Origin of the sequence: Pseudomonas lundensis, assembly GCF_001042985.1 — a bacterium.
Classification (GTDB): Bacteria; Pseudomonadota; Gammaproteobacteria; order Pseudomonadales; family Pseudomonadaceae; genus Aquipseudomonas; species Aquipseudomonas lundensis.
The window spans coordinates 19136-42943 of sequence record NZ_JYKY01000014.1 but is presented as its reverse complement, the minus strand read 5'-3'; the positions used below and the strand labels follow the sequence as shown (position 1 = coordinate 42943).

The 23808-nt window shown below is 60.9% G+C and carries 17 protein-coding genes; 2 read left to right on the top strand and 15 right to left on the bottom strand.

The genetic code is table 11. The annotated features are described in order from the left end of the window. Window positions 1-243: 243 nt before the first annotated feature. Window positions 244-5079, top strand: coding sequence for an NEL-type E3 ubiquitin ligase domain-containing protein (locus TU74_RS13035; protein WP_048376794.1), 4836 nt, complete (start codon window positions 244-246; stop codon window positions 5077-5079). Between the two features lie 44 nt (window positions 5080-5123). Here the strand turns inward: TU74_RS13035 and ureC are convergent, their stop codons facing one another. The 11 genes from ureC to urtA form a co-directional block, all read right to left on the bottom strand. Then, entirely contained in the window at window positions 5124-6824 is a 1701-nt protein-coding gene (ureC, locus tag TU74_RS13030; protein WP_047279960.1) for an urease subunit alpha, read from the bottom strand. A gap of 77 nt (window positions 6825-6901) precedes the next feature. Continuing rightward, window positions 6902-7210 carry an urease subunit beta gene (locus tag TU74_RS13025; protein ID WP_047273171.1) on the bottom strand — a complete coding sequence of 103 codons (309 nt, stop codon included), beginning with the start codon at window positions 7208-7210 and terminating at the stop codon, window positions 6902-6904. Continuing rightward, window positions 7207-7740 carry a GNAT family N-acetyltransferase gene (locus tag TU74_RS13020; protein ID WP_047275140.1) on the bottom strand — a complete coding sequence of 178 codons (534 nt, stop codon included), beginning with the start codon at window positions 7738-7740 and terminating at the stop codon, window positions 7207-7209. The genes TU74_RS13025 and TU74_RS13020 overlap by 4 nt, the downstream gene beginning before the upstream one ends. After that, the gene (locus TU74_RS13015) at window positions 7737-8270 is read right to left on the bottom strand and encodes a GNAT family N-acetyltransferase (protein ID WP_047273173.1); all 534 of its coding nucleotides are present in this window, start codon (window positions 8268-8270) and stop codon (window positions 7737-7739) included. The genes TU74_RS13020 and TU74_RS13015 overlap by 4 nt, the downstream gene beginning before the upstream one ends. A gap of 9 nt (window positions 8271-8279) precedes the next feature. Further along, window positions 8280-8582 (bottom strand): urease subunit gamma, encoded by a 303-nt coding sequence (locus TU74_RS13010; RefSeq protein ID WP_047273174.1) that lies wholly within the window; start codon window positions 8580-8582, stop codon window positions 8280-8282. A 71-nt stretch (window positions 8583-8653) separates the two neighbouring features. Next, entirely contained in the window at window positions 8654-9493 is an 840-nt protein-coding gene (locus TU74_RS13005) for an urease accessory protein UreD (protein WP_047279962.1), read from the bottom strand. A gap of 32 nt (window positions 9494-9525) precedes the next feature. Beyond that, entirely contained in the window at window positions 9526-10224 is a 699-nt protein-coding gene (gene urtE / locus TU74_RS13000; RefSeq protein ID WP_047279963.1) for an urea ABC transporter ATP-binding subunit UrtE, read from the bottom strand. A 40-nt stretch (window positions 10225-10264) separates the two neighbouring features. Further along, on the bottom strand, window positions 10265-11110 hold the full coding sequence (urtD, locus tag TU74_RS12995; RefSeq protein WP_047273177.1) for an urea ABC transporter ATP-binding protein UrtD: 846 nt from the start codon (window positions 11108-11110) through the stop codon (window positions 10265-10267). Beyond that, on the bottom strand, window positions 11107-12186 hold the full coding sequence (gene urtC, locus TU74_RS12990) for an urea ABC transporter permease subunit UrtC (protein WP_047273178.1): 1080 nt from the start codon (window positions 12184-12186) through the stop codon (window positions 11107-11109). Before urtC ends, urtD begins: the two co-directional genes overlap by 4 nt. Further along, the gene (gene urtB / locus TU74_RS12985) at window positions 12186-13688 is read right to left on the bottom strand and encodes an urea ABC transporter permease subunit UrtB (RefSeq protein ID WP_048376793.1); all 1503 of its coding nucleotides are present in this window, start codon (window positions 13686-13688) and stop codon (window positions 12186-12188) included. The genes urtC and urtB overlap by 1 nt, the downstream gene beginning before the upstream one ends. Before the next feature lie 72 nt (window positions 13689-13760). Next, window positions 13761-15026: an urea ABC transporter substrate-binding protein gene (gene urtA / locus TU74_RS12980; RefSeq protein ID WP_048376792.1), complete on the bottom strand. Its 1266-nt coding sequence runs from the start codon at window positions 15024-15026 to the stop codon at window positions 13761-13763. Between the two features lie 346 nt (window positions 15027-15372). Between urtA and TU74_RS12975 the strand changes: the two genes are divergently transcribed. Next, window positions 15373-18873, top strand: a complete 3501-nt coding sequence (locus tag TU74_RS12975) for a DUF4329 domain-containing protein (protein WP_048376791.1) — start codon at window positions 15373-15375, stop codon at window positions 18871-18873. Here the strand turns inward: TU74_RS12975 and TU74_RS12970 are convergent. Genes TU74_RS12970 through TU74_RS12955 form a run of 4 tightly spaced genes read right to left on the bottom strand, consistent with a single transcriptional unit; the run spans window position 18870 to window position 23757 of the window. Further along, window positions 18870-19880, bottom strand: a complete 1011-nt coding sequence (locus TU74_RS12970; RefSeq protein WP_047273181.1) for a FecCD family ABC transporter permease — start codon at window positions 19878-19880, stop codon at window positions 18870-18872. The two genes, TU74_RS12975 and TU74_RS12970, sit on opposite strands and share 4 nt — an antisense overlap. Then, window positions 19877-20827, bottom strand: a complete 951-nt coding sequence (locus TU74_RS12965; protein ID WP_048376790.1) for an ABC transporter substrate-binding protein — start codon at window positions 20825-20827, stop codon at window positions 19877-19879. Before TU74_RS12965 ends, TU74_RS12970 begins: the two co-directional genes overlap by 4 nt. Continuing rightward, window positions 20824-21612: an ABC transporter ATP-binding protein gene (locus tag TU74_RS12960; protein WP_047273183.1), complete on the bottom strand. Its 789-nt coding sequence runs from the start codon at window positions 21610-21612 to the stop codon at window positions 20824-20826. The genes TU74_RS12965 and TU74_RS12960 overlap by 4 nt, the downstream gene beginning before the upstream one ends. Window positions 21613-21630: 18 nt before the next feature. Then, complete coding sequence (locus tag TU74_RS12955) at window positions 21631-23757, bottom strand: TonB-dependent receptor (RefSeq protein WP_048376789.1); 2127 nt, start codon at window positions 23755-23757, stop codon at window positions 21631-21633. Between the last annotated feature and the right edge of the window lie 51 nt (window positions 23758-23808).

Sequence of the window (23808 nt, the reverse complement as noted above, 5' to 3'; positions counted from 1 at the left end):
GCGCGTGCCTGAGAATGTCCTGGCCGATTGGCTGATTCACCCGCGGCCTCCCGGCTGGGATCGGTGTGCGGGAGGGCCTGCCGGGGGGTAGATGAAAAGAACATTCGGCAGGGGCTATATATCGCTGCGCTGTATACAAATGCTCGCTCGTTCAGGCGCGATTTAACGCAACGTTTTGCGTTATTTAAAGGACGGCAATCGGGTTTAGATGTGGGAGGACTTACGCATCGAGAAGAGCTTTATATGAATAAACAACCTGCTGCCCCTGACACCTTTCCTCCTCAGGCCTTGGTGCACATGGATGAAACTTCCGAAGCCGTCAAACAAAACATGCCGCTCTGGCTGTTACAGGCTGATGACGATACCCGACAAAAAGTCATTCAGGCGTTCATCACGACGCATGCCCTCGAACAGCAATTAGCCGCGCAACTTTCTAAAGTGGTTGCCCCTGCCGACTTTGCCAAAGGCTTGCTGAACCCGGCGCTGTCAGCCAGATGGGGGCGAGAGGTGGACAGCGAGCGCAATATCTTTGTCAATGTGCAACGCTTTTCCTTCAACCTGCTGGGGGATGCGATCAAAGAGCCGCTGGATATCGTCTTGCCCACAACATGGCGGCCCATTACCTCAATGACGCATTTGACGTTATTGGAAGCGGCCATGCAGAACTTCTCACGGGCGGAAGTTGAACGTGACTTTAACGGCGTTGCGTATGTACTGGAACACCGCGGGAGTTCCAGGCGCACAGGGTTAAATCCACAGCACTTTGCACAGTTATGCCGAACATTAAATCTGGGCGGCAAGTATCAAACCTACCTGAAAACCCTTTTTTATCCTTATGAGCGCATCGACCGTTTTCAAACGGATCATTCCGGATACGGTATTTATTCGGACTTTATAACCCATGCAAAAAGCCAACTTGAATTACTCAGTCATCAGGCCTATTTGACGCATGCGATTGGCTTAACGGCTTACCAGATGCTGTTGCAGTGGGTCAGGGGGGAGCCGCAGCCGCGTTGGGGCAGGCGCAACGTCCGGGTATGTCACATGACGATGCTCAGCCTTAAACAGCACGGTGTGGGACAAGCAGGGTGCCCGATACACGGGGCCCTGGTGTTCATGCCCACACCCCTGAACGCTGAAAATTCGCTGCCTTGTCTTGTGTATACCCCTCACGATCAGGGGTTGCCCTTGTGTGAATACGCGTCGCTGCAACGTTTCAATGACCTTTACGCCTTGCGCTTACGGGAGGAGGAGCCGAAAGCCGCATTGATCAAAGCCGTGGAACAGCGTTATCAAACGGCCTTTGCCAAACAACTCGAGCAGGCACTGCGCGTCAAAGGGAAAACGGCTTCGTTGGTCGCGGTAGAGACATGGCGGCCTCGTCCTGATTTACAGATCCAATGGGTGGAATCGGGTCACACGCCGTTTGTGACGCTCTATACACAATTGATTGAGCAGGTGTTGAGCAACGCACGTTTTGTGATGGCCCCGACCCAAGAGCAGGACATCTCCCCCCTTGACCAGTTGCGTGCCTTGTTTGAAGCCGCCCAGCCTTTTTTGAATCTGGCGGCTTTTTTTGTGCCGCTCGTTGGCGGGCTCTTGCTGTTGTCCACCAGCATGCAGTTACTGTCGCAAGTGTATGTCGGGGTTGAGGATTGGTCCCATGGTGAGGTGAAGCAGGCGTTCGAGCACTTCGAGTCAGTGGCACAAAACCTGATCGTATTGCTCGTAGGTGCCCGTGCGACCAAGGCCTGGTCTTCCTTCAACCCCGACATTGCCTACCCCTCGCTGATTGAAACCCTTCGCCGGGTGAACACCGCGGCCGATGAAACACGTTTGATGAAAGTCGATCTCGCGCCGTTTGTCAGTGACGTTAAGTTGCCCGAACATCTTCAGCCAGACAGCGACGGTATTTACCGCACCCAAGACCGCACGTTCGTCCACATCAAAGGCCAGCCGTACGAGATCAAATACGACGAGGCCATCAAACACTGGCGCGTGCAGCATCCCAAGCGTGAGGGCGCCTACGCGCCGGTGGTTGAACACAATGACCAGGGGGCGTGGTTTTTGGGCATCGAGCGCGCGGGTGAATGGGACAAGGTGGAGTCACTGCACCGGGCCTCCTCGCATAAGTCGGCGTTAAGTGAGTCCGAGGTGGAGCAGGTGCTCAACATCGTGGGGGCGCAAGACGATGCCCTGCGCTGGAGCCATGTCAATCGTGAACCGCCCCCGGCGCTGGTGCTCGATACCCTCAAACGCTGGCAGCTGGCAGATGACGTTGAGCGTCTGGTTGAACGATTGCAGGCGTCTGCGTCGGTGCAATGGAGTGATAACCGTCACATTGTGCGTTTGCTGGAGCGTATGCCCGGTTGGCCGCCGGGCACGTGGCTACAGATTTTGGGTGCAGATGGGCGTGTTCTTCAGGATGTGACGCTGGCCGGTGAATGGCGCTCGCCCCTGCGTGTGAACATGACCGATGTGCAGCAGCAGGGGATATTCAGCGCATTGGCGGCGGCCATGGATGACGCCTTGGCCGCGACATTTCTTGGAGCTGAAGCGATCACCCCGCAACAGCGTGCCGACGCGTTGCTCAACAAGGTCGCCGGTTTCGCCCTGACCCAAAAAAAGACCTTGTTCAGCGAGGGGTACAAGGCAAGCGAAGTATTCGCTAGCGGGCCCATGCAAACACTTCATCGGCACCACCCCACGCTGCCCGCCAGTGTGGTGAGCGAAGTGCTGCGACACGCCAGCGTCAGTGAAATCCGCGTGTTGAACAGCCTCAAGAAGGTTCCGTTGCGACTGGCCGAAGAGTTGCGGCTCTATCGCCACGCGCTCAACGTGACGCGTGCGCTGGAAGGGTGCTATCTCGATACCGAAGACCCCGCCCCAACCCTTCGCCTGGTCGGGGCGCTGTTCTTGAAAACGGCTCAGGGCAAGCAATATTTGAGCGCAGGCCAAGAGCCTTTGCTGCGCAGCGCTCAAGCCGGGACGCTATTAGACAACGCGCAAACGTTGCGGGCGCTGGCGCTTGTGAAAGGGGATGCGTTGTTGCGCGATCAACTGGTCGCCTACGCCCATGACCACCAGGACGAAACCCGGGGTGCGCTGGGGTTGCAGCCCATCAAGCCGTGGTTTAAATCCCCCATGCGACTGGCCCGTGGGCGCGTGGGTTATCCCCTGAGTGGCAGAATCACGGATGCCGGGCGCAGTGCGTTTCAGATCCGCCGCGTAAAAAGCCTCTATCCGCAATACACGCACACCCAGTGCGAAGCATTCCTTCGTGCGCTGGAGACCTCTAAGGCTAATCCAGAGCTTGAACTGGTGCGCCGCGAGCTTGAATACGAAGCGCTGCAGGACGCTTTACGCAGTTGGGTCGGCCAGCCGCTGCCGGAGTATTCAGTGGCTGCCCGCCGAGATGTCTCGCCGCTCACGATCAAGCGGGCAGCGAGCAACGTTATCAGCCGTGCCTGGCGGCGCGAGACCCGGCTGGAAGATCAAATCGGCAATCTGAATGAGTACGTGGAGGATGCAAACCTGTCTGCCCAAGACCTGCCTGATCCACGGCGCTATGTGCTGGACCTCAGCGGCATGCCCGTCGGTGACTTGCCGACGCTGCCGGGCAGTTTTCGCCATATCTCAGTGCTCATCATGGATGACATGGCGTTAAACGAAGTACCTGAAGGTTTTCTCGAATGTTTCCCTGACCTGCGGTGGCTGTCGATGGAAAACAACCGGCTCAGCACGTTGCCGCGGGCGCTGAAGCAGATGAAAGGTTTGCTAAAGCTCGACCTCGCTCATAACGAAATAGCCCTGACCGCTGAGGCTGGCAGCATCCTGGCGGGGCTGACAAACCTCAGAGAGCTGAATCTGGGCAACAATCCTTTAGGCCAAGCGGTGGATGTCAGTGGCATGCAGCGTTTACGCCATATTGATCTGCGCCATACCGCAAGCACCCATTGGCCATCCGGCGTTGAGACCTTGAATGAAGTCGCTTATCTGGACTTGCGTGACAACAACATCACTCAAATTCCCGATGCGGTTTTCAATTCCGATACGCGCCTGAATGCGGTGACCTATGTGCATGACAACCCGCTCACACCGGTCAGTGAGCAACGGCTGGATTCATACGCAGAGCGGACCGGGATCAACATGGGCTACGTCTCCACGCGGGGGCACAGCTTTCTGACCGACCCGCGCAGCTATAGCTGGTTTTTGAGTGGCCCCGAGCCGTTGGCGGCCCGGAAACAGGAGATCTGGCAAAGCCTGGAGCAAGACCCGCAGACCCAGGATTTGCGACGGGTGCTCATGGGCCTGACAGCCACTCCGGCCTACGCCAATGAAAGTACGCGTGACTCACTGATCGAACGGATTGGCACGATGCTACTGGCCTTGGGTGACGATACCGAGTTGCGGGAAAACCTCATGCTCAGGGCCGGTCATGGTTCGACATGCGGGGATGGGCTGGCGTTGATTTTCAGTGATCTGGAAGTGCTCACTCTTGTGGCCAAGGCCAAGGAACCGGTGGGCGCGGAAGAATGCGAGCTTAAATTGCTGCGTTTGGCGCGCAGCTTATATCGCCTGGATCAAGTGGAAGTGATCGCGCGGCATTTGATGCAAGAGCGATACACCCGCGGGCACGATGAGGAACTTGGCGAGCTCAATGAACTGGACGAAGTGGAGTTCCGGCTGGCGTTTCGCATCGCGTTGGCGGAGCCGCTGGAGCTGCCGGCGCAACCGCTGGCCATGGAGTACGAGCACTTGGCGGATGTGTCGCAAATGCTCATTGACGGGGTGCGGTATCGGGTACTGGCCAATGAGCGCTCCACCAGCAATTTGTTCGACTCAATCTGTGAGCGGGAATTTTGGGTGGATTTCTTGAAGAAAAAATATGCTCACCAGTTCGCGGCCATCCTTGAACGGCACATGGTGCGCACCCACGAGGTTGAAGTCGGGGCGCATGCCTCCTCGGACGAGGCCTACAAACAATCGCTGGAAAAGATCGGTGAGGATTACAAGGCTGCCTGTAAAGCGTGGGTTCAGCGCTTGACCCATTGGGAAATGACGGTGCATCCGTTTTAACCCTGGCCCTCACGCCAGCGTGTGCTTGCGTGAGGGCATACCGGTCAAAACAGAAAGTAGCGTTGCGCCATTGGTAACACGTCGGCCGGTTCGCACCACAGCAACACACCGTCCGCCTTGACCTGATACGTCTGCGGGTCGACTTCAATGTTGGGCAGGTAGCCGTTGTGGATCAGGTCGGTCTTTTGCACGTCGCGGCAGCCTTTGACCACGGCAATTTGTTTTTTCAGGCCCAGGGCTTCGGGCACGCCGGCTTCGGCAGCGGCCTGGCTGATAAAGGTCAGGCAGGTGGCGTGGCGCGAGCCGCCGTAGCTGGCGAACATGGGGCGATAGTGAACCGGTTGCGGCGTCGGAATGGAGGCATTGGCGTCGCCCATCAGGCTCGACGCAATCGCGCCGCCCTTGAGAATCAGCGTCGGTTTGACCCCGAAAAACGCCGGGCGCCAGAGCACCAGGTCGGCCCATTTGCCCACTTCGATCGACCCCACTTCATGGCTGATGCCGTGGGTGATGGCCGGGTTGATGGTGTATTTGGCGATGTAGCGTTTGGCACGAAAGTTGTCATTGCCAATCGCGTCTTCCGGCAACGGGCCGCGTTGTTGCTTCATCTTGTCGGCGGTCTGCCAGGTGCGGGTGATGACTTCGCCCACGCGGCCCATGGCCTGACTGTCGGAGCTGATCATCGAAAACGCGCCCAGGTCATGCAGGATGTCTTCGGCGGCAATGGTCTCGCGGCGGATACGGCTTTCCGCGAAGGCCACGTCCTCGGCGATGCTCGGGTCCAGGTGATGGCAGACCATCAGCATGTCGAGGTGTTCGTCGATGGTGTTGCGGGTGAAAGGCCGGGTCGGGTTGGTGGAGCTGGGCAACACATTGGTCAGGCCGCAGGCCTTGATGATGTCCGGTGCGTGCCCGCCGCCCGCGCCTTCGGTGTGATAGGTATGAATGGTGCGGCCCTTGAAGGCAGCGAGGGTGGTTTCGACAAAACCGGACTCGTTCAACGTGTCGCTGTGAATCGCCACTTGCACATCGTATTGGTCGGCCACATTCAGGCAGTTATCGATGGACGCAGGGGTGGTGCCCCAGTCTTCATGCAGCTTGAGGCCGATGGCGCCCGCTTCGACTTGCTCGATCAGCGGTTGCGGCAAACTCGCATTGCCCTTGCCGGTAAACCCCATGTTCATCGGGAACGCGTCAGCCGCTTGCAGCATGCGCGCCATGTGCCACGGGCCCGGGGTGCAGGTGGTGGCGTTGCTGCCGGTGGCCGGGCCGGTGCCGCCGCCGATCATGGTGGTCACGCCGCTGTTGAGCGCTTCTTCGATCTGCTGCGGACAGATGAAATGAATGTGGGTGTCGATGCCGCCTGCGGTGAGGATCATGCCTTCACCGGCGATCACTTCGGTGCTGGCGCCAATGGCGATGGTGACATTGGGCTGCACGTCCGGGTTGCCCGCCTTGCCGATGGCGTGGATCCGGCCGTTCTTCAGGCCCACGTCGGCTTTGACGATGCCCCAGTGGTCGATGATCAGCGCATTGGTGATCAAGGTGTCCACCACCTCGGCGGCCAGCAACTGGCTCTGGCCCATGCCGTCGCGGATCACCTTGCCGCCGCCGAATTTCACTTCTTCCCCGTAAGTGGTGAAGTCCTGCTCGACCTCAATCCACAGCTCGGTGTCGGCCAGGCGAACCTTGTCACCCACAGTCGGGCCGAACATATCGGCATAGGCGTGGCGGGATATTTTCATGATGCGTTCCTGAGCGTTAAGTCAAAACCGGTCGCCGCCGGGGGCGGCAACAGAGCGTTCACGGGCCAATGTCACGGTCAGTCCAGATCGCCCATCACGCGCCCGGCAAAGCCAAACACCCGGCGCAGGCCCGCCAGCTCGACCAGTTCCACGTCGCGGGTCTGGCCCGGTTCAAACCGTACGGCGGTGCCCGCCGGGATGTTCAGGCGCATGCCACGGCTTTCGCCGCGCTCGAACATCAGCGCATCGTTGGTTTCAAAAAAGTGGTAATGCGAACCGACTTGAATTGGCCGGTCGCCCCGGTTGGACACGCTCAGCCGGTGCGTGCGCCGACCCGCGTTCAGCTCGATCTCGCCCGCCTCAATACAATATTGGCCCGGAATCATTGCGGTTCACTCAAGGTTTTGAAGTAGATGGCGGTCGGGCTGTAGTGGCCGTCGGGGCTGCGGCAGTAGTTGGGCAATTCACCGACACGGGTATAGCCCAGGGCGCTGTAGAAGTTTTCGGCGGGCGATCCGGCCTCGGTGTCGAGGTGCAGCAAGCCGCGTTTGTGCTGACGCGCGCCGTGTTCCAGTGCCTGAATCAGCACCTGGCCCAGCCCACGGCGGCGCGCTTCGTTGAGTACCAGCAGCTTCTGCACTTCGGCGCGGTTCAGGCCATTGGCCTTCTGGCACAGCGCCAACTGCACGCTGGCCAGCACCCGTTGATCTTCGACCAAGACCCACAGCAACAGGCTGCCTTGTTCCAGTTGGCTCAGCACCTCGCAGAAGTAAGCGCTGGCCTGCGGCACGTCCAGATCGTCCATGAACCCGACCGATGCGCCGTGGTGCACGGCATCGACCAACAGGGCGATCAGCCCTTCTCGGTAGTCATTGAAGGTGTGCGGGGTGACTTGTAACACCTGCTCGTGGCTCATTGGCCGTGCTCCTGCGGGGGAAGGGCGCCGGGGTTGATCATCAGCTGCATGAAGGTCAGGTCCAGCCAGCGGCCGAACTTGATCCCCACTTGTGGCAGGCGGCCGCTGGTCACGAAACCGAGTTGCTTGTGCACGTGAATCGACGCGGCGTTGGCGCTTTCAATGGCGGCGACCATCACGTGTTTGCCGCAGCCGCGGGCGCGTTCGATCAGGGCGGCGAGCAATTGCGGGCCCAGGCGTTTACCGCGCTGATCGGGGTGTACGTACACCGAGTGCTCGACCGTATGGCGAAACCCTTCAAACGGGCGCCAGTCGCCAAACGAGGCGTAGCCCAAAGGCACGTTGGCGTCGTCCACAATCACCAGAACGGGATAACCCTGTTGTTGCCGGGCTTCGAACCATTGTTCGCGGTTGGGCAGGTCGACGGTCTGCTCGTTCCAGATGGCGAGGGTGTTTAGCACGGCATCGTTGTAAATATCGCGAATCGCCGGCAAGTCGGCCGGGACTGCATCACGAATAACGTAAGACATGACGCGGCCTCAGGCGATGGGTTGATGGACAGTGACCAGCTTGGTGCCGTCCGGGAAGGTCGCTTCGACTTGAATGTCGGGGATCATTTCCGGGATGCCTTCCATGACCTGTTCGCGTGTCAGCAGGGTGGTGCCTTCATGCATCAGCTGGGCCACCGTTTTGCCGTCGCGTGCGCCTTCCAGCAAGGCGGCCGAGATGAAGGCGATGGTTTCCGGGTAATTGAGTTTCACGCCGCGCGCCAACCTTCGTTCAGCCAGCAGGCCAGCGGTGAAGATCATCATCTTGTCTTTTTCGCGGGGGGTCAGGTCCATGTCAGGGTCCGTGTTCGGCAGTTAAAAAGTAGCGGAGCGTTTGCTCTGTCCGTAACAACTGTAACGGTGCTTCAGGTACTCCAGATTCTCGGCGCAAGCGCTTCACGGCCCAGCAACGCGGGACGCAGCAGTCGCCACAGATCAATCAGCCAGCCGCGTGCCTGGAAGGCTTCGCCCGCCAGGCAGCGGGCTACCAGCAGGCCCGGCAGTTGGGTCAGGTCGCCGCGTACCGGGTGAGGCAATGAGCGACAGGCGTCGAGCAATTCGGGGCTGACGTCTCCGGTCACCAGCAGCGTCGCAAACACCGGGTTGCCGTCCAGCCCGATGGGCGAGTCCAGCAGGCCGTCGCCGCCTACAATGCGCTGGCGCTCATGCCAGAGCAACTGGCCATCGCGGCGAATATCCAGGTGCGACTGGAAGTGCCCGCGCTCGAACCGTTCGCCGCTGGCCTGCCTGCCCAGCGCAATCATGTCCCAGTAAAACAGCCGTGCATCGCCTTGCAGCTCGATGCGGGTGCTCAGTTCGGCCTGGGCCGAGCTGAAGACGATGGTTTCCTGGGGCAACCATTCCAGCGTGGCCCCCGCTGCGACCGTTAACTCAATGCGTTGATAGGCCGGGCCTGCCGCGCGATACCACTTGGCCGCGCCGGGGCTGGTCAGTTGCGCCCAGGCGTTAGGGCCGACGCTGGCGCGAATGTCGAGCTGATCGCCACCGGCAATGCCGCCGGGCGGGTGCACGATGATGTGTTGGCACACCTGCGGCCCTTCGGCGTACAGGTGTTTTTGCACGCGCAAGGGGCCGCAGTGACGGCGCAAGGTCGGGCGCGTGCTGTCGCCAAAACGCCCATAGCCCAGCTCCAGCTCGGCGAGCCAGTGGGGGGTGAACAGGGCGGTGTTGGCGGGTAGATTCATGGGGGCTCAGCTAGGTAACAAAGAGTTACAGATTAAATCGTCACGAGGCCGCGCACACCGTCTGTTTGCATATTTTCACCGCGGCCTTGCTGAATGATTTCGCCCCGTGACATCACCAAGTATTGATCGGCCAGTTCTTCGGCAAAGTCGTAAAACTGTTCCACCAGCAAAATCGCCATGTCCCCGCGTGCGGCCAGTTGCTTGATGACCGCGCCGATTTCCTTGATGACCGAGGGCTGGATGCCTTCGGTGGGTTCGTCGAGGATCAACAACCGTGGGCGGCTGGCCAGTGCGCGGCCAATCGCCAGCTGTTGTTGCTGGCCCCCGGACAAGTCGCCGCCGCGTCGATGCTTCATCTCCAGTAGCACCGGAAACAGTTCGTAAATGAACGCCGGTACGGCTTTGGCCTCGGCGCCGGGGAAACGCGACAGGCCCATCAACAGGTTTTCTTCCACGGTCAGACGCCCGAAAATCTCCCGGCCCTGAGGCACGTAGGCAATCCCGGCATGCACCCGTTGGTGAGGTTTGAGCGAGGTGATGGTCTGGCCTTCCCATTGCACGTCGCCTTCCTTGACGGGCAGCAAGCCCATCAGGCACTTGAGCAGGGTGGTTTTGCCGACGCCGTTTCGGCCCAGCAGGCACGTGACCTCACCGACGCTGACGGCAAACGACAGCCCGCGCAGGATGTGGCTGCCGCCGTAGAACTGATGCAGTTTTTCAACCTTCAACATGTGTGTCCCCTTTTGACGGCGCCGCTGCGGGCCCGATGACTCAACGACCCAGATACACCTCAATCACGCGTTCATCGGCTTGCACGTGTTCCAGCGACCCCTCGGCCAGCACGCTGCCCTGATGCAACACGGTGACGTGGTCGGCAATCGAGCCCACGAAGCCCATGTCGTGTTCCACGACCATCAGCGAATGCTTGCCCGCCAGGCTTTTGAACAGCTCGGCGGTGAACTCGGTTTCAGCGTCGGTCATGCCGGCCACCGGCTCGTCCAACAGCAATAACGCCGGGTCTTGCACCAGCAACATGCCGATTTCCAGAAACTGCTTTTGCCCGTGGGACAGCAGCCCGGCCGGGCGATGCGGCGCGTGAGCGAGGCGCAGGGTGTGCAGGACGTCGTCGATGCGGTCTTTTTGCTCGCCCGTCAGTGTGGCGCGCAAGCTGGCCCACACCGACTTGTCAGTTTTTTGCGCCAGCTCCAGGTTCTCGAACACGCTCAGCGCCTCGAAAACCGTGGGCTTCTGGAACTTGCGGCCAATTCCCGACTGGGCGATCTGCACTTCGCTCATCTGCCGCAGGTCGAGGGTTTCACCAAACCAGGCCTGACCTTCGGTGGGGCGCGTCTTGCCGGTAATGACGTCCATCATCGTGGTCTTGCCTGCGCCGTTAGGGCCGATGATGCAGCGCAACTCACCGACGCCGATGTACAGGTTCAGGTTGTTAAGGGCCTTGAAGCCATCAAAGCTGACGCTGATGCCTTCCAGGGTCAGGATTGTGCCGTGGCGGGTGTTGAGCCCCGTGCCAGCGGCCTGCCCCAGACCGATGGCATCGCGGCTGCTGCCCTGATCCTTGTTGGGTTCGAGCATGGGTTCGAGCAACACATTTCTCATTGATCACCCCTTTTGTGCCACAGCCCGATGACGCCCTTGGGCAGGTACAGCGTGACGACGATAAACAGCGCGCCGAGGAAAAACAGCCAGTATTCGGGGAACGCTACGGTGAACCAGCTTTTCATGCCGTTGACCACGCCCGCGCCCAGCAGCGGGCCAATCAGCGTGCCGCGCCCGCCCAGCGCCACCCACACCGCCGCTTCAATGGAGTTGGTGGGCGACATTTCGCCGGGGTTGATGATCCCCACTTGCGGCACGTACAGCGCGCCAGCCAGGCCACACAGCACCGCGCTCAATACCCATACGAACAGCTTGAAACCGCGCGGGTCGTAGCCGCAGAACATCAGGCGGTTTTCGGCATCGCGCACGGCGGTCAGCACGCGCCCGAACTTGCTGCGTGCCAGGCGCCAGCCGAGGAACAGGCTGCTGACCAACAGCACCACGGTGGCGAAAAACAACGCTGCACGGGTCGCGGGCTCGGTGATGCCGAAGCCCATGATTGTTCGAAAGTGAGTGAAGCCGTTGTTGCCGCCAAAGCCGGTCTCGTTGCGAAAAAACAGCAGCATCCCGGCGAAGGTCAGGGCTTGGGTCATGATCGAGAAGTACACGCCTTTGATCCGCGACCGGAAAGCAAAGAACCCGAACACCAGCGCCAGCAAGCCCGGCGCCAGTACGACCAGGCACATGGCCCACCAGAAGTGTTCGGTGCCCACCCAGTACCACGGCAGCTCGGTCCATGACAGGAAGGTCATGAAAGCCGGCAGCTCATCGCCCGACGCCTGACGCATCAGGTACATGCCCATGGCGTAGCCGCCGAGCGCGAAGAACAGGCCGTGGCCCAAGGACAGCATGCCCGCGTAGCCCCACACCAGATCCAGTGCCAGGGCGACGATGGCGTAACACAGGATTTTGCCGACCAGCGTCAGGGTATACGCCGACACGTGCAGCGGGCTGTCGGCAGGCAGCAACGACAGCGCCGGCAACGCCAGCAGGATCACTAGCGCGATCGCGCCGATCAGCGCCGTAGCAGTCGGTCCGGCTTTTTGTGTTGCGGTGATTAGCAATGGCTGGTTCATCAGTCGATCACCCGTCCTTTAAGCGCGAAAAGGCCTTGCGGGCGTTTCTGAATGAACAGAATGATCAGCCCCAGGATAAGGATTTTGCCGAGCACCGCACCGATCTGCGGTTCCAGGATTTTGTTCGCGATGCCCAGTCCCAACGCCGCGTACACCGTGCCCGCCAATTGCCCGACGCCGCCCAGCACCACCACCAGAAACGAATCGATGATGTAGCCCTGGCCCAGATCGGGGCCGACGTTGCCGATCTGGCTCAGGGCCACGCCGCCCAGCCCGGCAATGCCCGAGCCGAGGCCGAAGGCGAGCATGTCCACGCGCCCGGTGGGCACGCCACAGCAGGCGGCCATGTTGCGGTTTTGGGTGACGGCGCGGACGTTGAGGCCCAGACGGGTTTTGTTCAACAACAGCCAGGTGAGCCACACCACCGCCAGCGCGAAGACGATGATGACCAGCCGGTTGTACGGCAGCACCAGGTTGGGCAATACCTGAACGCCGCCCGACAGCCACGCCGGGTTGGCCACTTCGACGTTCTGCGCGCCAAACAGCAGACGCACCAGTTGAATCAGGATCAGGCTGATGCCCCAAGTCGCGAGCAGGGTTTCCAGCGGTCGCCCGTAGAGGTGACGAATGATCGTGCGCTCCAGCACCATGCCCACCCCGGCCGTGACGAAAAACGCCACGGGCAGCGCCAGCAGCGGGTAGAACTCGATGGCGGCGGGTGCAAAACGCTGGACCAGCACCTGCACGCAGTACGTGGCGTAAGCGCCGAGCATCAGCATTTCGCCGTGGGCCATGTTGATCACGCCCAACAGACCGAACGTGATTGCCAGCCCGAGGGCCGCCAACAGCAGGATCGAGCCCAGTGACAGGCCGCTGAACGCCTGGCCCAGCAGGTCGCCGATCAGCAACTGGCGCGTGACTTGCGCCAGGCTGGTTTCGGCGGCGGTGCGTACCCCGGCATCGGTTTCGACGTCCGGTTGCAGCAAGGTTTCAAGTCGGGTACGGGCCAACGGTTCGCCGGTTTCGCCCAGCAGGCGCACCGCCGCCAGCCGCACAGCGGGGTCGGCGTCCACCAGTTGCAGGTTGGCCAATGCAAGGCTCAGGGCGGTGCGTACACCCTCATCGGTTTCGAGGGGCAGGCGACGATTGAGCAGCGCGAGCTGGGCGGGGCGGGCCGTTTTTTGCAACTGTTGCGCGGCGCTCAGGCGCTGTGCGGGATCCGCCGCCAGCAGTTGATGGCTGGCCAGTGCGGTCTCGATCAAGCTGCGCAGGCGGTTGTTCAAACGCACGGTTTTGGGCTGGCCATCGACGATCAATTGGCCGTTCTGTAACCCGCTGAGCAGTGTGGTTCGCGCAGGCTCGGGTTGAGCGGCCCAGCCCTCCAGCAACGCGACCTGTGTGGGCAGGCTGGCGGCGGCAAAGTCGCTGGCGTCATCGGCCTGCGCACCCAACGGCACGAGCAGCAGGCAGGCGACGATAAAGCGGTAAAAGGCAGTGGGCATCGTGTGCGTCCCTGTAAGCGCGGCGTCCTCTCCCTCCCCGAAGGCCGAGGGGAAGAGGGGCCTTTGACGGTGTTATTGACCTTTCACCGGGTGATCCGGTTTTTTGTCGTTGCCCGGGAGATACGGGCTCCACGGCTGGGCACGGATCGGGCCGTCGGTTTGCCATACCACGCTGAACTGCCCGTCCGGCTGGATTTCACCGATCATCACCGGCTTGTGCAGGTGATGGTTGGTGGCGTCCATGGTCAGGGTGTAGCCCGAAGGCGCGGCAAAGCTTTGCCCGGCCAGCGCTTCGCGGACCTTGTCCACGTCGGTGGACTTGGCTTTCTCCGCGGCCTGCGCCCACAAGTGAATGCCGACGTAGGTGGCCTCCATCGGGTCGTTGGTCACGGCTTTGTCGGCGCCCGGCAGGTTGTGTTGTTTGGCGTAGGCCTTCCAGTCGGCCACGAATTTCTGGTTGACCGGGTTTTCCACCGACTGGAAGTAGTTCCACGCTGCCAGGTTGCCTACCAGCGGTTTGGTGTCGATGCCGCGCAGTTCTTCTTCGCCTACCGAGAACGCAATTACCGGCACGTCGGTGGCTTTAATGCCCTGGTTGGCCAGCTCTTTATAGAACGGCACGTTGGAGTCGCCGTTGACGGTTGAAATCACCGCCGTCTTGCCCCCGGCCGAGAACTTTTTGAGGTTGGACACGATGGTCTGGTAGTCGCTGTGGCCGAACGGGGTGTAGACCTCGTCGATGTCTTTATCCGCTACGCCTTTGGTGTGAAGGAAGGCGCGCAGGATTTTGTTGGTGGTGCGCGGGTACACGTAGTCGGTGCCCAGCAGCACGAAGCGTTTGGCGCTGCCGCCGTCTTCGCTCATCAGGTACTCGACGGCCGGGATGGCCTGTTGGTTCGGCGCGGCGCCGGTGTAGAACACGTTGGGCGACATTTCTTCGCCTTCGTATTGCACCGGGTAGAACAGCAAACCGTTGAGTTCTTCAAACACGGGCAATACCGACTTGCGCGACACCGAGGTCCAGCAGCCGAACACCACGGCGACCTTGTCTTGCGTCAGCAATTGGCGCCCTTTTTCAGCGAACAACGGCCAGTTCGAGGCGGGGTCGACCACGACGGCCTCAAGCTGCTTGCCGTTGACGCCGCCCTTGGCATTGATCTCATCGATGGTCATCAACGCCATGTCTTTGAGCGACGTTTCGGAGATCGCCATGGTGCCGGACAGCGAGTGCAGAATGCCGACTTTGATGGTCTCGGCTGCCTGCACCGTCCAGGTCATGCCCATGGCCACGATGGAGGCTGTGAGGGTGAAAGCTTTGATCAAGCGACGACGCTGCATGGTGCGATCTCCAGAGTTCTGATGGTTGGCGAGCCAATACCTGCACTGACAAGGGCTATAGCAAGGGCTGTGCCGGATTGGTCGGTGCCTCTGAAACCGGGGTTTGCACACAAAATGTGCTTTTTTTCGCACCATCAGAGCGCCCGTCAGGGCTCGCGGTGCACGCGGGTGCGCCGCCTTGGTGCCTGGCACGGCGCAGGCGCCTGCGGCGAAGGGACGTCTGAACGGGGTGGGGGTGGGACGCGCGGGATTTTATTATTTAAATATGACCTCCCTTCGGGGTGGCTCCTGATGATGTGGAAGCGCGACCGCGTTGCGCTAAATCATCTGAATCAGGAGAGTGAACGTGAGCCAATTTTTCCACGAACGCATCGAACGCGGCACGGCCGCGAAAACGGTGCCCCTGCCCGCCTTAAGCCCGGCGTTTGCGTATGCCGATGATGCGGCCCGCTTCGCCCACGAAATGATTGGCGATCGACGTGAGGGTGAGTACGGCGGAGTCATCCTGCAACGTCACGACGGGAAGTTTTTCGCCACGTTACCCGTCAAGGGCCAGAGCAGGATGTTCTCTCACGAGTTGGTGCTGTCGACAGACGCCGACAATAATTTTTTGCACCCCCCCGGTTATACCTGCCATGCGTTCTATCACTCGCACCCCAATAACTACGCCGAGGTGAAGCGGTATTTTGCGCAGTGGTCAAAAGAGTCGGTCGAGACGTCGATGAACTTCTTCTCACCCCCCGATGTGGTGTTCACCGTGGGCATGCGCGGGTTCGCACGCGTAGGCTATTTGTCGGGCCTCAATGGTTCGCTGATCAAATATGTGCCCAGCGGGTCCGAGCAAGAGGCCGCGCTGGTGGAGGGGTATCAGAAAGGTTTGGTCCGAGCCAAACAGTTGATCAGTTACGTGCATGAGTTGGCGGCTGTTGGTGAACTCAGCGTGATTCAAACCAATGACATCTGGGGCTGGAAAGTCGGAAAGGTCGACGCGGACTTTAAGATTTACAACCCGGCGACGCTTCCTCAGGCACCGAACAAGCAGATTCAGCAACCGGCCTACAGCCCTGTGTTTTCAAGCCTGCTGGATGCGGTGAAATACACTCGGCTGCGCATGTACCAACAACCTGAACAGCAGTTCGGCTACCTCCTCAAATACAAGGATCAGGCGCAATACCTGGCGACTGAGCCCGTGCCCGGCGCTGAACACCTGTTCAAGCCTGACGCCGTGTTCACGCTTAACGCAGCGGGGGCTGTGGTCATCCCCCGTAATCTGGAAGTGGTGGCCCAGTATTACTGCGACAACCTGTATCACGCGCCGGATCAGGTGCCCGCGCAGCAGCGTCAGGTCTACAAGCGTTTCGTCGAGCCTAACGCCATGGCGCAAAGCATTCGCATGTCGCTGGCCCTTCGGTTTGGGCGGGATGTGGCACCGCTGCCCCTCTACATCACGGTGCGTGACGGCGCCTTGCTTGAGTATCAACCGTCCAGCACGTTGGCCGAAGAGCCCTATGTGCGAACGCTCAGCCAGGCAGAAGGGGGTGGGCTGGCGATCAAGCGTGACCTGCTGGGCGGCCACGTTACCCCGACGGCCTATGTCCATCGGCTGGCGCAAATGGGGACGCTGAAGGTGCTGTACCACAGCGATCTGTGGGGGGTGCCAGGCACGGTCGATCAACACTGGACGCCTTATGCGCGCCTGAGTCGCAGGGCCTTGAGCCCGTCTTTTTTAACGATGGATGACGCTGCCCGTTATGTTCACCGCAAGATTAAAAAGTCACCGAATGCGGACCGTATCTTCGGAGGATTGATATTTCAGCGCCTCGACCAGCGCTTTGTGGCCACCGAGCCGTTGGCGGGTCGCGGTGAGACCTTTGATCCTTACGGCATCATCCCCGCTGAACGCCTTGACCTGACCCCCACGGGCGGAACCATTGTGGGTTTTTACCATTCTCATCGGCCGCAAGACTCGATGTTGTTGCCGCCGGGTGTCGAACAACAGCTCTACGCGGACATGCTTGAACCCCATGAAGTGTGTGCCGCCATCCAGGACCGTGACTGGGCGCCGGTGCGCTTTCTGTCGACCCCGCAAGGCGCGTTGCTCAAATACGTGCCCAGTGGCACTGACCGGGAAAAGAAATTCCTTGCTCGCGTCGCCCCCCCGGTGAGCAACCCTGAAAACGTGCGGCACAACGCGCTGCAACTCAAGTTGCGCACGCATACGCTCAAGGCCACCGAATACGTGGGGCAGATCGTGCGCACCGGTGATTTGTATGTGGTGGAAGGCAACACTCTTTGGGGCAATCCGGGCAAGGTCACGACCCACTGGAAGCCTTCACCTGAACCGGCACCCGTGCCACTGGCGACCGAGCAGCCCGCCTTAAGCCCGGTGTTTACCCAGGCGCAGGATGCGGCGCGCTATGCCCACCACCGCATGGGGGCGCGCACGAAGCGCCAGTTCGGTTTTATTCTCAAGAGTGTTCACAGCGAAGAGTTTGTCGCGACGTACCCGCTCGAAGGTGGCGGTCTGGGGCTGGATCGGGTGTTCCCCCGCAAACCCTCCGAACGCGACAACACACTGCCCGGGGATTTCAAAATCCATGGGGTTTACCTGGGAACGCCCGCGACGTATTTCTCATCACCCTCGCACGTGAAGGACGTGCGCAACCTCAATACGCTGCTGGGGTTTGTGACCCCTGACGATTTTGCCGACGCGCTGGGTCTGGTGAACCTGGTCAAACAGCAGCGGGGCGCGTTCACGGGCGACGTGCCGCTGTACCTGTCGACTAACGACGGCGCGTTGCTCAGCTATGTGCCGGTCAACCTGTGGGCACAGCTGACCTCCGGTCTGTTTGGTTCTTGGGGCCGCCCGTTACTGACGCAGATCCTGAACGGTGAATTGCACGTGACGGAGTACGTGCATCAGGTGGCGGCCAACGGCCAACTGGAGGTCGTAATAAAGAGCGCCCTGTGGAATGCACCGGGGCACATTACGCAACAGTGGGTGCCTTATAAAAAGGCGGCGGCGATGCCGTTTCCGGCCACCCGGCGCTTCCCGCTCAGCCCGGTGTTTGCCCACCCCGATGACGCCGCCCGCTATGTGCACGCGCACATCCCGCACCCCAACCAGTTGAATGTGGTCGCCGCCATTCTGGGCAAGGCCGACTACAACACCTATGTCGCCATTGAGCCGAACTCGGGCGGGGAAGTGGCCAATGCGCCGCAAACCCTGCTGTTCACCCACAAGCACGTGGACGGCCAGTTACACCCGGTGCCGCTGTTTGCCGCCGGGTACTCGCGCAAGCACCTGCTGTTTTCGCGGGCGTATTCATCGCAGGCGGGTTACAGCGCGCTTGAAAATAACTTGCTGAACAACATGTTCTGGCCAGTGGATATTTGCTACGCCACCCGCCTGCTAAAAACCTATGACAGTGACAACAGTTTTGAGGTGATCTACCACTCGACCAATGATGGCGGCCTGCTCAAATACCGGCGCGGCGCGACCCTGGCGACGCAGCAACTGTGTGAGTCCATCAGCGGCTCAAACCTGACCTATGAGGGGTACTTTGCCGAGAACTATGAACCTGACCGCACCACTCGCCGTTACTACGAAAAGGCGCCCGAGCCTCAAAAGCCCGTCGAGCTGCTGACCCGCGTTCTCAATACGGGGCAACTGAGCGTGATTACGGTCAGCCGCACTTGGCCGAACAAGGGCGAGGTGCAGCACACCTTGACGATCAACATCGAGCCTGCACCGGGGTTGTTCGAGTGGGACGATCCTCGCAAGGTGCAACTGGTGCCCACCAACGGCGCGGACACGCCTTCCGCGCCCTGGCATGACGAGCTTTAGCGTTTGCGCATCAGGCCAATAAAAAACAACCCGCCAATCGCCGCCGTCGCCACGCCGATGGGCAGGTCTTCAGGGGCGATCAGGGTGCGGGCCGCGACGTCGACCCAGACCAGAAACACACTGCCCAGCAGCGCTGAGACCGGCAGCAAGCGGCGATGTTCTGCACCCACCAGACGGCGGGCAATGTGCGGGATCATCAAGCCGACAAAACCAATCGAACCGCTGATGGCCACCAGTACGCCGGTCATTAGCGAGGCGATCAGAAACACCCGCAGGCGCACGTTGCGTGCATTCAGGCCGAGGGTGACGGCGGTTTGTTCGCCCGCCATCAGGGCATTCAGCGGGCGGGCCATGCCCAACAGCAGCACCAGCCCCAGCAACACGCTGGCGCCGGGGATGGCCAGCAGTTCCCAGCGCGCCAGCCCCAGACCGCCGAGCATCCAGAACAGCACGGCGGAACTGGCGCGGTGGTCGCCCAAAAACAGCAAGGTGTTGGCCACGGCCATCATCACAAACGACACCGCCACGCCGCATAACAGCAGGCGGTCACTGTCCAGTCGGCCCTGACGGCTGGCGATGACCAATACCAGCAGCATGCTCAGCAACGCGCCAATAAAGGCCGCGATGGGCAGGGTCAGTAAACCGATGATCTCGCCCACGTGCAGCACCACGATCACGGCGCCTAAGGTGGCGCCGCTTGTGACGCCCAGCAGGTGCGGGTCCGCCAGCGGGTTGCGGGTCACGGCTTGCAGCACCGCGCCGATCAAGGCCAGCCCGGCCCCGACCAGCGCACCCAGCAGCATGCGCGGCACCCGTATCAGCCACACGATGTGTTCCTGCCCGGCGCTCCAGTTCACCTCGCCAATCCCGAACAGCTTGTGCAGCACGATGTGCCACACCACGTCCACGGGCACCCGCGCCGGGCCGAACCCAAGCGACACGACGCACGAAACCAGCAGCACAGCGCCCAGCCCCAACAGCAATAGCGCATAGCGACGCGCCATCATTGCGGATGAAAGCCTTTGGCCAGGGTCTGGATGGCCAGCACGTTGTCGATACCCGGCGTGGCCTGGACGTAGGGGATGACGATGAAGCGTTTGTGACGGATTGCGTCCACCGATTGCAGCGCGGGGTGGGTTTCCAGGAAGCGCTGTTTCTGTTCGGCCGTCACTTCGCTGTAGTCGACGATCACGATCACCTCGGGATTACGTTCGACCACGGTTTCCCAGTTGATGCGCGTCCAGCTGGCGTCGATGTCGCTGAGGATGTCGTTACCGCCTGCCGCTTCAATCAGCGCGTGCGGGATGCCCAGACGGCCGCTGGTCATGGCGCGGTCTTCACCGCTGTCATACAGGAAGACCCGCGGTTTTGAGGCGGGAAGGGTCTTTTGCACCTCAGAAATTTCTTGCTGCATGTGAGCAATCAGCGCGTTGGCACGGTCCTGCACGTCGAAGATTTTGCCGAGGTTGCGCAGGTCGTTGTAGGTGTCTTCCATGCTGGCTGGCGGGCGCTTCATGACAAACGCGCAAGACTCGGTCAGCTCGTACACATTGATGCCCAGCGGTGTCAGGGTCTGGGGAGTCAGGTCGCCGCCCACACGCATGCCGTAGTCCCAGCCGGCAAAGAAGAAATCCACATTGGCATTGAGCAACGTTTCAACGGACGGGTACTTGCTCGCCAGTTCGGGCAGGCCGTCGAGGATCACCTTCATTTGCGGGGTGACGGCCTTCCAGCCGCTGATGCCGCTGTAACCGGTCATGTGCGGCTTCAGCCCGAGGGCCAGCATCATGTGCGTCATGTTGATGTCATGACTGACGGCATGCTTGGGGGCTTCATTGAAGGTCACGTCACGGTTGCAGCTTTGGATCGTCAGCGGGTAGCGGGTGGCGTCGGCCTGGGCCAGTTGAGTGCCGAACACAGCGCAGACGCAGAGAACGAGGCGGATCAGGTTCATGGTTGGGTTATCCAGGTGATGCGCGGGTAGCCGGCCAGCGGATGTTCATCGATCAGGGCGTCGACGCCAAACACCTCGCGCAGCAGGGTGACGGTCAGCACCTCGCGAGGCGTGCCGCTGGCAACGATTTTGCCGTGGTCGATCACATACAGGCGGTCGCAAAAAGCGGCGGCGAGGTTCAGGTCATGGATGCTGGCGAGGGTGCCGATGTTCAGGCGTTTAACCAATTGCAGCAGTTGCAGTTGATAGCGCGGGTCGAGGTGATTGGTCGGCTCGTCGAGGATCAGCAGGTCCGGTTGCTGGGTCAGGGCGCGGGCCAGAATCACGCGCTGTTTTTCACCGCCCGACAGGGTGGCAAACGCGTGGTCTTCAAAGCCCTGCAAGCCCACGGACGCGAGGGCGTTTTGCGCCAACTGGCGGTCGGTGACAGTGTCGCCGTCAAACAGCCCTTTGTGCGGGGTGCGGCCCATGGCGACCACTTCATCGACGGTCAGGCCAAAGGCATCGGGGAATTCTTGCAACACCACGGCGATGCGTTGCGCGCTCCAGCGGGGGGATTGTTGCCAGAGGTTGTGTTGCCCAAGGTGAACGGTGCCGGCCTCGGGCTTGCTGAAGCGGTAGGCGCACCGCAGCAGGCTGGTTTTGCCGCTGCCATTGGGCCCGATCAACCCCACGAACTCGCCGGCGGCCACGTGCAGGTTGGCGTCACGCAGGTGGAACTGGTGATGACAATGACCGTGCCCCAGGGGGGACCAGGCGAGTTGCGTGAGGGTGAGGCGCGGCATAAGGGTCCAGGTCAAACGTTAAAAGGCGTAATCGGCCGTCACAAAGAACGAGCGCGGCTCGCCCATGATCCATTGCTGGCCGCCATTGTATTGGGTTACGGCGTACTGGCGATTAAACAAATTATTCAACCGCACGCCCAGGGTGGTGTTCGGCAGGGCGTGCCAGCTCACCGTGGCGTCTACCACGGTGTAGCTCGGCAGTTCGACGCTGTTGGCCGTGTCGGCGTAACGCGCATCGACATAGCGCACTCCGGCGCCTGCGTTCACGTCGTCGGTGATGACCTTGCTCACCCACAGGTTGGCGGTGCGACGGGGGACGTCGGTGGGGCGGTTGCCTTTGCGCGACACGCCGTCTTCGTTGAACGTGTCGTATTGCGCCCGCACGATCGAGGCGTTGGCTTGCAGCGCCCAGCGATTCGGCAGTTGCAGGTCGAGGCTGGCTTCCAGACCGTTTGACGATTGCTCGCCCACTTGCAGGGTGCGAGTGACGTTCGCGGGGTCAGTGGTCAGCAAATCCTTTTTGACAATGTGATACGCCGCCAGCGTCCATTCGCCCCGCTGGTCCCAGAACATCTGCTTGAAACCGACCTCGGTCTGACGCGCACGGGCCAGACCGTAGTCTTGCTGGCTCTGACTCAGGCTGATCAACCCGCCGACGCCATCCACGCTGGTGGCCTGCTGGGCGTAGAGCGACATGTCCGGGGTCAGTTCATAGACCAGGCCGACTTTCCAGCTGTTGGCGGACAGGCCACGGTCACTGCGGGTGGTGTCGCCGTTTTCGGCGAAATCATCGCGATCCAGGTGCACGATGTCGCGGCGCACGCCGGTGACCAGCGACAGTTGGTCGGTCAGCTCAGTGCGGTTTTCGGCGAACAGCGACACCTGCTGCGTCGTGCTGGTGAATTGGTCGCGGTACGGCGAAGCACTCTCGAACTGGCCCCGGTTCGGGTGGTACAGATCGACAGGTTGGCCGTTGGGGGCGACATCGTCATACGGCGCATTGCTGTGCAGGCTGAAGTGGATGCGGTTGTAGTCCATGCCCACCAGGGTTTTGCTGTTGAGGCCGAACAGGTCGTGATTGAGGGTGAAGGTCTGACGGTCACCAAGTTGTTCCTGATCGTGCTTGATGCTGAAAAAACCGCTACGCAACAGGCTTTGGCTGGCCTGGTCCCACGCATGGTTTTCGGCGTTCTGCCAGCGCCGCTGGGCTTTCAAGTAATACAGTTCGTTGCTGGCGCTCAGGGTGTCGCTGAGCTGCCATTCGGTGTTCAGGCGCGTCCACTGATCGTTGTAGTGCAGTTTGGCGTCGCGCACGTTGTAGTTTTTGTCGCGCAGACCCTTGTGGTAACGGCCGTTGATCAACGGCACGCCAAAGTCGTTTTGCGGTTGCTGGTCGCCGTAGTCGTGGCTCAGCGTGAAGGCCAGGTCATCCGTGGCCTGCCAGCGCAGGGCGGCGCTGATGAAGGTGTTTTCTGAATCGCCATGGTCGATCCAGCCGTTGCTTTGAGTGTGGTTGATGTTCAACCGGTAGCTCAGGGTGTCGGTCAGTGAGCCGCCGCTGTCCAGCGCTTGTTGTCGGGTGTCATAGGAACCGTAGCCGATGCGCACGTGGTTTTCGATGTCGCCACTGAACGGTTTTTTCGGGATCACGTTGATCACCGCGCCTGTCGCGCCTTCGCCATACAGCACGGACGCCGGGCCGCGCAGGACGTCGATGCGTTCCACAGACCAATCGTCAACCGGGAAGGTCACGGTGCCTGCGCCGCTGTACAGGCGCACGCCGTCATACAGCTGCATGACCGAGCCTTCGCCGACGAAACCGCGGGCCGAGTAGGCAGAGCCGCCGTTACCCGGTGTGCCGGTGTTGCTGATGCCGGTGGTGCGGGTCACGGCGTCTTGAACGCTGCGATCGCCACGGGCCCGGATCTGCGCGCCGGTCAGGTTTTCGACACTGGCCGGGGTTTGCAGGCTGTTGAGGTTCAGGCGCGAACCGGTAGACGTGGCGGTCTTGAGGTCGATGTGGGAATCATCGGCTTCAGGGGCTGTGATGGTCGCGGCAGGCAGCATCAAGGACGGTGCAGTGTCGTCCGCTTGCGCAGCGGTGACGGCCAGCAGGCAAAGGCTGGAGAACAGGTACTTATTCATCGGGACAGTGAGTCGCTTTTCAAAGGTATGCCCGCTGCCTCCTGGCGGCGG